Here is a 12,570-nt window from a genome sequence, read left to right as displayed (position 1 = left end):
TGACTAGTAAGCGACTCTATTACATATGAATTGGCATGCCCAATGCAGCTTCGGCAGCATCCATAGTAACCTCGGCTAATGTTGGGTGGGCGTGAATAGTAAGCACGATATCTTCAGCGTTCATACCACTTTCGATAGCAAGCGCAATTTCAGCGATTGCGTTCGAAGCTCCGACTCCAACAACTTGTCCACCTAAGATCACATTATCTTCTTTACGTGTAATTAAGCGAACGAATCCTTCTGTCTTACCTAGTGATAGCGCACGACCATTCCCAGCTAGTGGGAATTTTGTTGCTTTCACATCAAAGCCAGCTTCTTTTGCTTCTTTTTCCGTGTAACCAACTGAAGCCATTTCAGGATCAGTGAAGGCTACCGCTGGAATTGCATTGTAGTCAACTTCGACTTTTTTACCACTAATTGCTTCTGCTGCAATTTTTGCTTCGTAAGATGCTTTGTGCGCAAGAGCAGCTCCTGGAACGATATCACCAATAGCCCAAATACTATCTACATTTGTACGTCCTTGGTTATCCACTTCAATTAAACCGCGGTCGTTAATATTAACGCCACATCCTTCAAGACCAAGTTCTTCTGTATTTGGACGACGACCAACTGTAACTAAAACATAATCAGCATCGATAGTTTTCTCTTCGCCACCAGCTTCATAAGTCACAGTAACACCGTTGTCTGTTTCTTCAGCTTTTTTCGCCATTGCATTGGTTACAATGGTCATGCCTTTGTTTTTCTTGAAGTCTTTTTCAACTAATTTAATCATATCATCATCGAAACCGCCCAAGATTTGGTCAGTTCCTTCTAGAATAGTGACTTCTGTTCCAAAGTTAGCATAGACTCCTGCTAATTCAGAACCGATATATCCTCCACCGACAACAACTAATTTTTTAGGAATTTCTTTCAAGTTAAGGGCACCGGTTGAGTCCAAGACGCGTTCAGATTTGTAACTGAAGCCTGGAATTTCAATTGGTGTTGAACCGGTTGCTAAGATAACATTATTGAATGAATAGGTTTGTCCGCCTTCTTCAGTCATAACACGCATCTTATTCGGGTTGTTGATGTATGCTTCTCCGCGAATAATTTCAACTTTATTTTTCTTAAGCAATCCTTCAACACCTTTAGTCAAGGTACCTACAACTTTAGTGTCTTTCCATTTTTGAGTTTCTTCAAAATCAATGGAAACATTCTCAGTTGTAATCCCAAAACCTTCAGAATGTTGTGCTTCGTGGTAACGGTGACCTGCCGCAATAAGTGCCTTAGATGGAATACATCCCACGTTCAAGCACACACCACCGATGAATTCTTTTTCAACAATGGCAACTTTTTGGCCCATTTGTGCGGCGCGGATGGCAGCTACATAGCCACCAGGTCCAGCACCAACAACAACCGTATCTAATTCAACTGTAAAATCTGCTACTACCATTTAGAGATTCACCTTAACCTTCCATTAAGAGTAATTCTGGATCTTCAATAACGCGTTTCAAGTGGTTGAGGGCACGTTGACCGTCTGCTCCGTCAATAACACGGTGGTCAATAACAAGCGATAATTCTTGAACAGGTGCTACAGCTAATTCGCCATTCTCATCCACAACTGGTTTTTTCTTAATACGGCCAATACCTAAGATAGCAGTCTCAGGGTGGTTAATAATTGGCGTGAAGAATCCACCATTCACTGATCCAATATTCGTAATGGACATAGATCCACCTGACATATCATCAGCTGACAACTTACCGTTTTGTGCTTTTTCAGCTTTCTCGGCAATTTCATCAGCGATTTCGTAAATAGATTTCTTGTCAGCATCTTTAATCACTGGTACGAATAAACCATTTGGCGTATCCGCTGCAATACCAATATTGTAGTAATGCTTGTGGACAATTTCATCGGTCGTGTCATCAAGCGATGTGTTCAATACTGGGTATTTCTTCAGTGTAGAAACAAGTGCTTTAACAATGTATGGTAAGAATGTTAATTTCGTACCTTGCTCAGCTGCTGCTTCTTTGTATTTCTTACGGTGTGCCATCAATTTCGTTGCATCTGCGTTGTCAAATAGTGCAAATGATGGAATAGTAATTGAGCTGTTAACCATTGCTTTAGAGATCGCTTTACGCGTACCGTTCATCTTCTCGCGAGTTTCCAAGTCAGATAATTTAGACTTGTAAGGTTTCGCCTCAATAGAAACACCTTCACCCGTTGCTGGTGCTGATTGACTTGCTTCGCTTGCTGATGATTCTTCTGTAGATGCTTGTGCATCTGTTGAAGCAGAGCCTTCACCACCGAAGTTATCGATATCTTCACGTGTAATACGTCCACCATTACCTGTTCCTTCAACTAACGTAATGTCAACATCATTCTCACGCGCGTACTGACGAACTGATGGCATTGCTAGAACAAGTTTGTTCGGGTCAGATTTTGCTACGACACCAGAAGATTCAGATGAAGTCGAAGCAGCTTTTTCTTGTGAGTCTTCTTCAGTTGAGCTAGACTCATCAGCTTTAGCCTCTTCTTTTCCTTCATCACTTGATCCAGCATCTGCAGCTCCTGCATCATCACCTGATCCATCGTCAATTTTAACAATTGGATCCCCAACATTCTTGACATCACCAGGTTCTGCTAAGAATTCTAAGATTTTACCATCAACTGGAGCAGCAATCTCGGTCACTGATTTATCATTTTGGATTTCAGCGATTGAATCGCCTTCCTCCACTTCATCGCCAACTTCTACAAGCCAGCTTGCAATTTCACCTTCAGCCATTCCTTCTCCGACATCTGGTAATTTAAAAATGAAAGCCATTAATTATTTCTCTCCTTTATATCAAAGTTGTCTGTATCTTATCAGTTAAGAGAAGGTTTTCTAGTAATTAGCACTAGAAAACCACTCCACTGATCTGTCCATTAAAAGTTAATTGTCTTGTTAACTGCTTCTTTAATATCTTCAGAATTAGGTAACCATTCATTCTCGATTTCACCAAACGGATAAATAGTATCCGGTGCTGAGATATACTCAATTGGTGATTCGAGGTGCAAGATCGCGCGGATTGATACCTCAGCAATGACTTGACCACCGACACCTGCTTGACGTTGTGCTTCTTGTACGAAGACGAAGCGGTTTGTCTTCTGGATTGATTCAACAATTGTATCGTAATCAACTGGTGAAACTGTACGCAAGTCAATAACTTCTGCTGAAATACCATCTGCTTCAAGTTCTTCGGCTGCTTTCAATGCCTCACGTACCATGTAACCGTAAGCAGCGATGGTAACGTCAGAACCTTCTTTAGCAACATTAGCTTTACCAATTTCAAGTTCATACTGTTCTTCTGGTACTTCTTGACGGAATGAACGGTAAAGTTTCATGTGCTCCAAGAATACTACTGGATCTGGGTCGCGAATAGCAGCTGTTAGTAACCCTTTTGCATCATATGGGTTTGATGGAATAACCACTTTTAATCCAGGAGATTGCGCCATAAGTCCTTCTAATGAGTCGGCGTGCATTTCTGGTGTGTGAACACCACCTCCGAATGGTGAACGAATGGTTACTGGGAAGTTACGGTCCCCACCACTACGGAAACGTTGACGAGCAATTTGTCCGACAATTTCATCCATCACTTCGAACACAAATCCGAAGAACTGGATTTCCATAACAGGACGGAAACCTTGAACTGCTAAACCGAATGCCATACCACCGATTGCAGATTCAGAAAGGGGAGTATCGTTTGATCGAATTTCACCAAACTTATCGTATAATCCTTCAGTTGCTCGGAAGACCCCGCCGTTTTTACCGACATCTTCACCGAACACCATAACCTTCTCGTCACGCTCCATCTCTTGCTCTAAAGCTTGAGTAATCGCGTGGATCATTGTTAAATTATTACTGGCCATGATTATTTACTCTCCTTTGCTTGATACTTTTCAATTTGCTCCTGAATATTCTTCGGAGCATTTTCGTACATGTATCCTAATAATTCTGGAATAGACATGTCTGCTGCTTGATCAGCTTTCTTCGCAGCTTGTTTCACTTCTTCTTTTACTTCTTCAATTAGTTTTTCTTCTTTTTCTTCAGACCATAAGCCTTTATCTGTTAAGAACTTACGGAATCGTTTCAACGGTTCACGTTCTTCCCAGTACTCGAATGATTCTTCAGAACGGTATTTTGTTGGGTCATCTCCTGATGTTGAGTGAGCCCCCATACGAGATGTAATAGTTTCGATAAGCACTGGTCCGTTACCGGCAGCTGCCCATTCACGTGCTTGCTTAGATACAGCATACACTGCAAGTGGGTCCATACCATCAACTTGAACACCTGGAATACCAACTGCTGCTGCTTTTTGTGCTAATGTTTCGGCAGCGGTTTGTTTTTCACGTGGTGTTGAGATAGCATACCCATTGTTTTGAATGAAGAAAACAATTGGTGCTTTGTAGCGAGAAGCAAAGTTCATACCTTCGTATGTGTCACCTTGAGATGAACCACCATCACCTGTGTAAGTGAATGTTACTTCATCTTCTGCTCCACGGCGTTTTTGACCAACTGCATTACCCATTGCTTGTACGTATTGTGCACCGATAATAATTTGTGGTGGAATTGCGTGCAAGTCTTCTGGGTACTCGTTCCCCTCAACGTGTCCACGTGACCATAAGAATCCCTTGTACACAGGAAGTCCGTGTTGGATTAATTGTGGAATATCACGGTATCCAGGGTATAACCAGTCTTGTTTCTTGAACGCGAAGTGAGAAGCAATTTGTGAAGCTTCTTGTCCTTTTGTTGGTGCGTAGAATCCTAGACGTCCTTGACGAGCTAATGCAATAGAGCGCTCGTGTAAGGTACGTGACCACACCATTCTTTCCATTAATTCAACTAATTGTTCATCAGATAAGTCAGGCATAATATCTTCATTTACGATATTACCATCTTTATCTAGAATTTGAACCATCGGAAACGTTTCGCGGTAATTGCTGAAAATCTTCTCATAATCAACGGGTTGAGTTGATTCTGGGAAAGATTGTTCAACAGTACTTTGTTTTGTTTCCTTCTCAGATTTCTTCTTTGCCATAAGATAACCCATTCCTCTCATAATGTTATTGAAATTATTGTAGTACAGACAGAGCAAACTGTGTCACTCCATCCACTCATCTCTAATGTAACACGAGAGGAAAACATTTGCAAGAAAAAAGTTTTAAAATACTATTTATTTCTCTTTTTGTCGGTATTTCATAAGGATATCCAATGTTACTAATTTCACAAAAATATCATTATCTTAACTGTTTTCATCTGTTTCATCTATAAATGAATCTGTATTAATATAGCAAGTACACCTAGATGGAATTTTACATCTCCTACTAAACTAAATAGATAGTTCCTTATTTTTCTGTTTTGAATTCATTTATTCGATATCTCAAGTATTTATGTTATAATAGATCAGACTTTATGCAAGGAGTGAACAGATATGTTAACGATGAATGATATCATTAGAGAAGGGCATCCTACATTGCGAAAAGTAGCTGAAGAAGTGGTTTTCCCGCTTGACGATGACACGAAAGAAACAGCACACAAGATGCTTCAATTTCTAAAAAACAGCCAAGATCCAGAATTGGCTGAAAAATATCAATTAAGACCCGGTGTCGGTATTGCTGCTCCACAAATCAATATTTCTAAACGCTACTTAGCCGTGCATTTACCTGGAGAAGATGGTGCTGATTTTAGCGAAGTCATCTTTAATCCTAAAATTATTAGCCATTCAGTCGGGCAATCTTGCTTGGCAGACGGTGAGGGGTGCTTGTCAGTGGACCGTCAAGTACCTGGAATTGTCCCGCGTCACGATAAAATTACGATTCAATATTACGATATTGACGGCAACAAACACGAAGAACGTTTACGAGCCTATCCTTCAATTGTTGTCCAACATGAAATCGATCACTTAAATGGCGTCATGTTCTATGACCGAATCGATGAGACTAACCCACTTGCCTTACCGGACGATATTAAAGTACTTGGTGCTGATGAAGAAACCGAGCCATAGTCCTCTATAAACAAAGACAAGGAACGGACTTTCAATTGAAGGTCCGTTCTTTGTCTTTGCCTTTGATTAATGATTTTGAGCTAATTGAACGTTAACTTCCTGCTCTGTTGGTGCTCCAGTCTGGGCACCACGTTTTGTCACTGACAAAGCTGCTGCCGCCGAAGCAAAGCGAATTGCTTCCTTCAGCGCCTTGCCTTTACTCAACTGAACAGCCAAAGCACCATTGAATGTATCACCCGCTCCAGTCGAATCAACTACTTTATCAACTGTTGGTGCTGGAACATGCACGATTTCAGTTCCATCATGATACTTAACGCCTTTATCTCCCAATGTGACAATCAGTTGATTTGGATAATTGGCCAATACATCTGAAATCGTCTGTCCTGGAAAGAGCACCAAAAATTCTGTTTCATTTGGTGTTAAGTAGTCTACTTTTTCCAACAAATCTATCGAAATCTCTCGAGCCGGAGCTGGATCATATAATAAAGTAATATTTCGTTGATGACAATAATCAATCACATACTCAACTACTTCAACTGGCAACTCATTTTGTAGAAGGATGCAAGTGACATCTGCTAGTAATTCATCCGCTTCAGCAATTAATTGAGGTTCAACATCCCCATTTGCGCCCAATACAATGACAATTGCATTATCTCCATCTACTACTGTTATGTGAGCCGAACCGGATGATTGATCTGGAATCACTTTTACACCAGATGTATCAACGCCACAGTCAGTTAAATTTGCTAGGATTTCTTCACCAAACGTGTCATCTCCAACTGCCCCAATCATTGACACCTCCGCACCCAATCTCGCAGCCACAACCGCTTGATTCGCTCCCTTCCCACCAAAGAATGTCTCGAATTGCTCGCCTTCAATTGTCTCTCCCATCTGAGGAGGACGTACCGTATTCACTACAAAATCCGTCGTCATACTTCCAATCACTACCAAACAACTCATTATCTATCGCCTCCATTTTTCTTTATTATAAGTGGAATAACTTGTAAATGGAATAATGACCTTTTCCTTCATAAAAACAAAACAGTATTTTAATCAGTCTCTATTAAATTCAATTTATTTATTAGTCATTTCTAATTTATGTTATTTGTAATAAATTATCAATAAAAATAATAATAAAACTAAAAAATAATTATTTCATACTAATTACTATACCAATAGTCTTCATAATGCTTGTTGCACAAAAAAATACATATTAATCAGTAAGATTAAGTTGTGATTTTGTCCAAGTGTGTTATAATTTATTCACTTTACAAAAAGTAAGTAGACAGGGGAGATTTTATGGAAATGATCGGTATTTTAATTGTATTTGTCGGATTATTGTACGGTTTAGTTCTCATGCAACAAAAACATATAAGTTACACCAAGCGAACATTTGCTGGTTTAGGCTTAGGTATTTTATTCGGGGGCTCACTACAACTTATATTCGGCACAGAGCACGAAGCATTAAAGGGTGCGATAGAATGGATTAATGTGGTCGGAGGTGGCTACGTTCGGTTCTTGCAATTATTAGTTGTTCCTTTGATTTTTATCTCATTGGTACAAGCTTTTACAAAAATTACAGAGAATGCTAATATTGCACGTATCGCAACAAATGTTTTAGGTACGCTTATGATTACAGTAATGATAGCATCAGCTATTGGTCTAGTTGTCGCACTTTTCTATAATTTGGACGGGGCACAATTTACACGCGGCGCTGAAGAATCAGCACGTATTCTTGACTTACAGGAACGACAAACTGAAGTGGCAAATCTGGCTATGTCCGAACAAGTACTAAACTTTATTCCTAGCAATATTTTTGAGGATTTTGCTAATTTAAGACCTACTAGTACGATTGCTGTTGTGATTTTCAGTTCATTAGTTGGTGTTGCCTACTTAGGTGTGGCACGCAAAGAACCCGAACAAGCTGAAACATTCAAACAAATAATTGATGCATTTCATGCAATTGTTATGCGTATCGTTACACTTGTTTTACGGATGGCGCCATTTGGTATCTTAGCTCTAATGACTCGAATGACAGCAACGTCTAGCTTGCAAGCACTGATTAATATGGGAACATTTTTGATTGCTAATTACACAGCCATTTTACTAATGTTTGCTGTTCATATGTTAATTTTAATACTACATGGCTTGAATCCACGACAGTATCTTCAAAAAGTTTGGACTGTGCTTAGTTTTGCTTTCACCTCACGATCAAGTGCTGGTTCACTCCCAATGAATGTATCAACTCAAACAGATGCACTAGGTGTTGATTCAACAACTGCAAACTTCTCTGGTACATTTGGTTTATCAATTGGTCAAAATGGTTGTGGTGGAATTTATCCAACTATGCTAGTGGCTATTGTGGCACCCGCAGTTGGAATGGATTTATCTAGTCCTGCAACATGGGCCACTATTATACTAACCGTCGCTATTTCATCATTCGGTGTTGCTGGTGTCGGTGGTGGTGCAACGTTTGCTTCACTTATCGTATTCAGTACATTAGGTTTACCTATTGAAATTATTGGATTAATGATTTCGATTGAACCTATTATTGATATGGGACGTACCGCACTAAATGTTAACGGAAGTATGATTGCCGGAGTGACTAGCTCCAAACGTCTAAATTTACTAGACCAATCAATCTATGAAGATAGTAATCAGCAATTCGTCTCAGAACCTACTAATTAATTAAATTTAATGTTTATTATCAAACTGTTTGTGCATCTCAATTTAGAGCGCAAACAGTTTGATTTTTATCTATGGGTATAGCTCTTAAATTTATTAAGATATAGAATGATATTAGCGCTTACACAACATATTTACTTTATTAGCTTTAAATATGATATAATAGAGGTCTACTATTAGATAACATTATTCCAAGGAGGAAATAAAATGGATTTTTCAGATAAAACAACCTTATTCAATCACTACTTAGATGACATTGAAGTGCCACTAATTCGTGCCTTCGACTTGAAATGTCAGTCAATTGAAGGGATTAATCGTTTAACATTAGGACAACCCGATTTTCCTACACCAGAACATATTAAAGATGCTGCTAAGAAAGCGTTAGATGATAACTTCACAGGTTACACTCACTCTGCCGGAGATATTCGCCTACGTGAGGCAGCCGCCAGCTTTGTGAAGAAAAAGTATAATCTGGACTATGATCCTGCTACAGAAGTTATTACAACTGTTGGTGCAACTGAAGCACTTACTACCGCTCTGCATACTATTATCAATAAAGGAGACAAAATTTTAATTGCTGCTCCATACTTTTCGATTTACAAAGAAATCGTACATTTGGGAGGTGGAATCCCCGTCTTTATTGATACTGCAAAAAATAATTTTGTCCTATCACCAGAAATGATTGAAGAAGCTATGGCTGAACATGGTGATCAGGTAAAAGGGGTTTTGCTCAACTACCCTACTAATCCGACTGGGGTAACTTGGACAGCGAAAGAATGTCAAGCTATTGCTGAGACAATGAAACAATATCCAGATGTTTTCGTTATTAGTGATGAGATTTACAGTGAATTAGTCTATGAAGGTCATCATGTCTCGATGGGCGAATACTTACGTGAACAGTCAATCATCATTAACGGACTATCGAAATCACATTCCATGACTGGCTGGCGAATTGGATTCACATTTGCACCAGCAGAGATCACAACAGAACTACAAAAAGTCCACCAATATATGGTGACGTCTACTACTTCCATTGCCCAAGCAGGAGCCATTGAAGCTTTAACAAACGGATTAGATGATGCTGAACCGATGAAAGTTAAATATAAAGAACGGCGTGATTATATTTTAGCCGAGATGGAAGATATGGGCTTCACAGTAGCAAAACCAAATGGGGCTTTTTACTTGTATGCCAAGATTCCAGCTGGCTATATTCAAGACAGTTATGAATTTGTTGTTGATCTGGCAGAAAAAGCAAAAGTAGCAGTTGTGCCTGGGATTGCCTTTGGTGACGCGGGTGAAGGCTATATTCGTATCAGCTATGCAGCTAGCTTAGAGCAACTAAAAGAAGCTATGGAACGTATTCGCACATATATGGATGCCGAACGCCCAACCAAATAGAAAAAGTGGGAGCAGGCTTCGTGCCTGCTCTTTATTGGCCTAGAAAGGAGCCCTAATGAAAGAAAAATTTAGAGATAGTCTAACAGTTGGTTTCGCCCTATTTGCTATTTTCTTCGGAGCTGGCAATCTCATTTTTCCACCCTATCTCGGATTCATTGCCGGACAACATTGGCTAAGCGCCACAACGGGATTTACTCTAACTGACCCCGTACTCGCCATTGTGACCGTAATTGTCACAACAAAATTAGGTGGACGAATTGATGATATTGGACGTCGAGTCAGCCCAAATTTCGCTAAAGGATTAGGCGTGATCACAATATTGTTGATCGCCACTTTAATCGCCGTCCCTCGAACTGCTGCCACCGTCCACGAAATTGCAATCGTACCGAACTTTCCTAATATTTCACCCGTTTGGACATCGCTTATATTTTTTGCTTTAACATTATATTTTGTCTTTAATGAAGGAAAAGTAATGAATATTATCGGCAATATTTTAACGCCAATATTACTCATAACGTTGACTATGTTTATCGTAGTCGTTGTCTTCAATCCCCCCGGTCCACTCTTAACTCCGACTATTCCAGAAAATTACTTTATGCGTGGGTTTACTGAAGGTTATCAAACAATGGATGCCCTAGGAGCACCTCTCATGGCTGGAATCGTTGTAGCAGACTTTATTCGTCGAGGCTACCAAGAAACGACCGAACGCTACGAAATGGTCAAAAAAGCTGGGTTAATTGCTTTAGGATTGCTTATCTTTATTTACGGTGGACTGGCTTACATTGGCGCTACAATGGGGAGTCATTTCCCTGAGAGTATTACACGAGTAGAAATTTTACTCGGAGCTTTCTCCCACGTATTTGGCAATATTGGTGCATTAATCATCGCCATTATTGTAACCTTAGCTTGTCTAACTACTTCAGTTGGTCTAACCGCAACCTGTGGCGATTTTTTCCACTCAATCTCAAATGGCCTTGTCCGCTACAAAGTCGTTGTTGTTATCTCTGTTGGTATCAGTATGCTGATTTCTCTCTTTACCGTTGATGAAATTATTATTTATGCGGGACCAATTTTAGAAGTTATTTACCCTGTTATGATTGCACTCGTCCTACTCTTGCTAGTTGATCGGTTCATATATTACGACTTAATCTTTCTAGGAGGCGTGTTGGGAGCTTTTCTAATTACTCTACTAGAAGTATTAGCACGTATCTTTGAGTGGACATCGATTACCTATGGCATAACTCAATTCATCCCTTTAGCTGATAGAGGATTTACCTGGGTCATCCCCTCTGTCATGCTTGCAATCATCTTCGGCCTCCTTGCCAAACTTACGGGTCTCGGTAAAACTATTGATGACCATAATAAAAGTAAAACTATATTTAGATAGACGTTAAATTTCAATCATATAATGATAAAAGAGCAATCCCGAAATGAGATTGCTCTTTTTATTACTAATATCTTTTATTCCTTCACTTCAAACAAGTCTGTCCATGGAGTTGCTGTACGCTCAAGGACTTCATTCAAGGCAGTAATGTTTTGTACCCCTTTATCTTTTAACCATTCGCGAGATTGGCTGTCTCCTCCTTCAACGTAAGCGTCAACTGAATATTTCCAAGTCGCACGACCACAGAGAACACCGTTGAATTTAGCCCCTGCTTTGTGGGCAAATTCTAATGTCTCATTGAATAATTGAGCAGATACACCGGCACTCAAGTAAATGTACGGTAAGTCCGTTGATTCATCTTGTGCTCGGAAGTGTTCTTTGGCTTCTTCTTGGGTATAGACGAATTCATCGCTATCGCCAAACCCTTCTACATAGTGCATGTTTACTGGTACTTCCACTTTCAAGACATCGACATTGTAACGGTCTTTCGAAAATTCTTTCATCGCTTCGTTCACTTTGTGCGGTTTAACTTTAGCGTATTCTTTCCCTTTTGCATCATCATTATTCGCATCATAAGAAACAATTTCTAAGAAGAATGGAATGCCTTCAGCCTCACATTCAGAACCAATTCGTTCGGTGAAGCGATGTTTCCATTCGTTAACACTGCCCTCTTCATCAACGTCGTAATACAAGAGGAATTTAACAGCATCTGCACCGAGTTCTTTAATTTTTTTCACTGACATCTCATCAATTAAGTCCGGTAGACGGCCTGGTTCATCCGCATCATAACCTGTTTTTTCGTAAGCAAGCAAGAGACCTGCGCTACTATCACGGGCTTCTGCTCCAGGTAAGCCGTACTCAGGGTCTAATAAGATTGATGAAGCATATGGCGTTAATTCTTCAGAAATCCCTACTTTGAACTCTTCAACAGCTGCTTGAATGTCATCTACGCCACCTTCAGCACTGTTAATCATTCGCTTCAATGAACCGCGTTGATCGATTGCAAGTGCGGAGATATATTCTTTCTCAGTTGATAGTTGTTTAATATGATTTAATTTGTCTTGGCTAATTTTTTTCATAAA

The 12,570-nt window shown here is 39.8% G+C and carries 10 protein-coding genes; 4 read left to right on the top strand and 6 right to left on the bottom strand.

What is annotated here, in order from left to right; all coding sequences use genetic code 11:
* Positions 1-19: 19 nt before the first annotated feature.
* From lpdA to pdhA, 4 genes are all read right to left on the bottom strand, one after another.
* A complete protein-coding gene (gene lpdA / locus HMPREF9703_RS03615; RefSeq protein ID WP_004635711.1) occupies positions 20-1,432 on the bottom strand; it encodes a dihydrolipoyl dehydrogenase in 1,413 nt (470 codons plus the stop codon).
* Positions 1,433-1,445: 13 nt separating this feature from the next.
* Positions 1,446-2,801 (bottom strand): dihydrolipoamide acetyltransferase family protein, encoded by a 1,356-nt coding sequence (locus HMPREF9703_RS03610; RefSeq protein ID WP_004635710.1) that lies wholly within the window; start codon positions 2,799-2,801, stop codon positions 1,446-1,448.
* Positions 2,802-2,902: 101 nt separating this feature from the next.
* Positions 2,903-3,886: an alpha-ketoacid dehydrogenase subunit beta gene (locus HMPREF9703_RS03605; protein WP_004635707.1), complete on the bottom strand. Its 984-nt coding sequence runs from the start codon at positions 3,884-3,886 to the stop codon at positions 2,903-2,905.
* 2 nt (positions 3,887-3,888) lie between these two features.
* Positions 3,889-4,935, bottom strand: a complete 1,047-nt coding sequence (gene pdhA, locus HMPREF9703_RS03600; RefSeq protein ID WP_236654107.1) for a pyruvate dehydrogenase (acetyl-transferring) E1 component subunit alpha — start codon at positions 4,933-4,935, stop codon at positions 3,889-3,891.
* 513 nt (positions 4,936-5,448) lie between these two features.
* On the opposite strand from pdhA, the gene def reads away from it, so the two are divergent.
* Positions 5,449-6,021: a peptide deformylase gene (def, locus tag HMPREF9703_RS03595; protein ID WP_004635704.1), complete on the top strand. Its 573-nt coding sequence runs from the start codon at positions 5,449-5,451 to the stop codon at positions 6,019-6,021.
* 66 nt (positions 6,022-6,087) lie between these two features.
* Here the strand turns inward: def and rbsK are convergent, their stop codons facing one another.
* A complete protein-coding gene (gene rbsK / locus HMPREF9703_RS03590) occupies positions 6,088-6,981 on the bottom strand; it encodes a ribokinase (protein ID WP_004635702.1) in 894 nt (297 codons plus the stop codon).
* A gap of 339 nt (positions 6,982-7,320) precedes the next feature.
* Here rbsK and HMPREF9703_RS03585 point away from each other — a divergent pair, with 339 nt between their 5' ends.
* The 3 genes from HMPREF9703_RS03585 to brnQ all read left to right on the top strand — a co-directional run bounded on the left by HMPREF9703_RS03585 (position 7,321) and on the right by brnQ (position 11,491).
* The gene (locus HMPREF9703_RS03585) at positions 7,321-8,709 is read left to right on the top strand and encodes an L-cystine transporter (RefSeq protein ID WP_004635699.1); all 1,389 of its coding nucleotides are present in this window, start codon (positions 7,321-7,323) and stop codon (positions 8,707-8,709) included.
* A 204-nt stretch (positions 8,710-8,913) separates the two neighbouring features.
* Positions 8,914-10,104, top strand: a complete 1,191-nt coding sequence (locus HMPREF9703_RS03580; protein ID WP_004635697.1) for an aminotransferase class I/II-fold pyridoxal phosphate-dependent enzyme — start codon at positions 8,914-8,916, stop codon at positions 10,102-10,104.
* Between the two features lie 55 nt (positions 10,105-10,159).
* Positions 10,160-11,491 (top strand): branched-chain amino acid transport system II carrier protein, encoded by a 1,332-nt coding sequence (brnQ, locus tag HMPREF9703_RS03575; protein WP_004635695.1) that lies wholly within the window; start codon positions 10,160-10,162, stop codon positions 11,489-11,491.
* A gap of 74 nt (positions 11,492-11,565) precedes the next feature.
* Here the strand turns inward: brnQ and lacD are convergent, their stop codons facing one another.
* Positions 11,566-12,567, bottom strand: a complete 1,002-nt coding sequence (lacD, locus tag HMPREF9703_RS03570) for a tagatose-bisphosphate aldolase (protein ID WP_004635689.1) — start codon at positions 12,565-12,567, stop codon at positions 11,566-11,568.
* Positions 12,568-12,570: the final 3 nt, after the last annotated feature.

Source organism: Dolosigranulum pigrum ATCC 51524 (assembly GCF_000245815.1).
GTDB classification, from domain to species: domain Bacteria; phylum Bacillota; class Bacilli; order Lactobacillales; family Carnobacteriaceae_A; genus Dolosigranulum; species Dolosigranulum pigrum.
This window is presented reverse-complemented; position numbering and strand designations above follow the sequence as displayed.

Bases quoted from the DNA above. Each gene is read 5' to 3' on its own strand.
- rbsK (WP_004635702.1), bottom strand. From the start codon at position 6,981: ATGAGTTGTTTGGTAGTGATTGGAAGTATGACGACGGATTTTGTAGTG.
- HMPREF9703_RS03610 (WP_004635710.1), bottom strand. From the start codon at position 2,801: ATGGCTTTCATTTTTAAATTACCAGATGTCGGAGAAGGAATGGCTGAA.
- lacD (WP_004635689.1), bottom strand. From the start codon at position 12,567: ATGAAAAAAATTAGCCAAGACAAATTAAATCATATTAAACAACTATCA.
- lpdA (WP_004635711.1), bottom strand. From the start codon at position 1,432: ATGGTAGTAGCAGATTTTACAGTTGAATTAGATACGGTTGTTGTTGGT.
- HMPREF9703_RS03580 (WP_004635697.1), top strand. From the start codon at position 8,914: ATGGATTTTTCAGATAAAACAACCTTATTCAATCACTACTTAGATGAC.
- brnQ (WP_004635695.1), top strand. From the start codon at position 10,160: ATGAAAGAAAAATTTAGAGATAGTCTAACAGTTGGTTTCGCCCTATTT.
- pdhA (WP_236654107.1), bottom strand. From the start codon at position 4,935: ATGGTTCAAATTCTAGATAAAGATGGTAATATCGTAAATGAAGATATT.
- HMPREF9703_RS03585 (WP_004635699.1), top strand. From the start codon at position 7,321: ATGGAAATGATCGGTATTTTAATTGTATTTGTCGGATTATTGTACGGT.
- HMPREF9703_RS03605 (WP_004635707.1), bottom strand. From the start codon at position 3,886: ATGGCCAGTAATAATTTAACAATGATCCACGCGATTACTCAAGCTTTA.
- def (WP_004635704.1), top strand. From the start codon at position 5,449: ATGTTAACGATGAATGATATCATTAGAGAAGGGCATCCTACATTGCGA.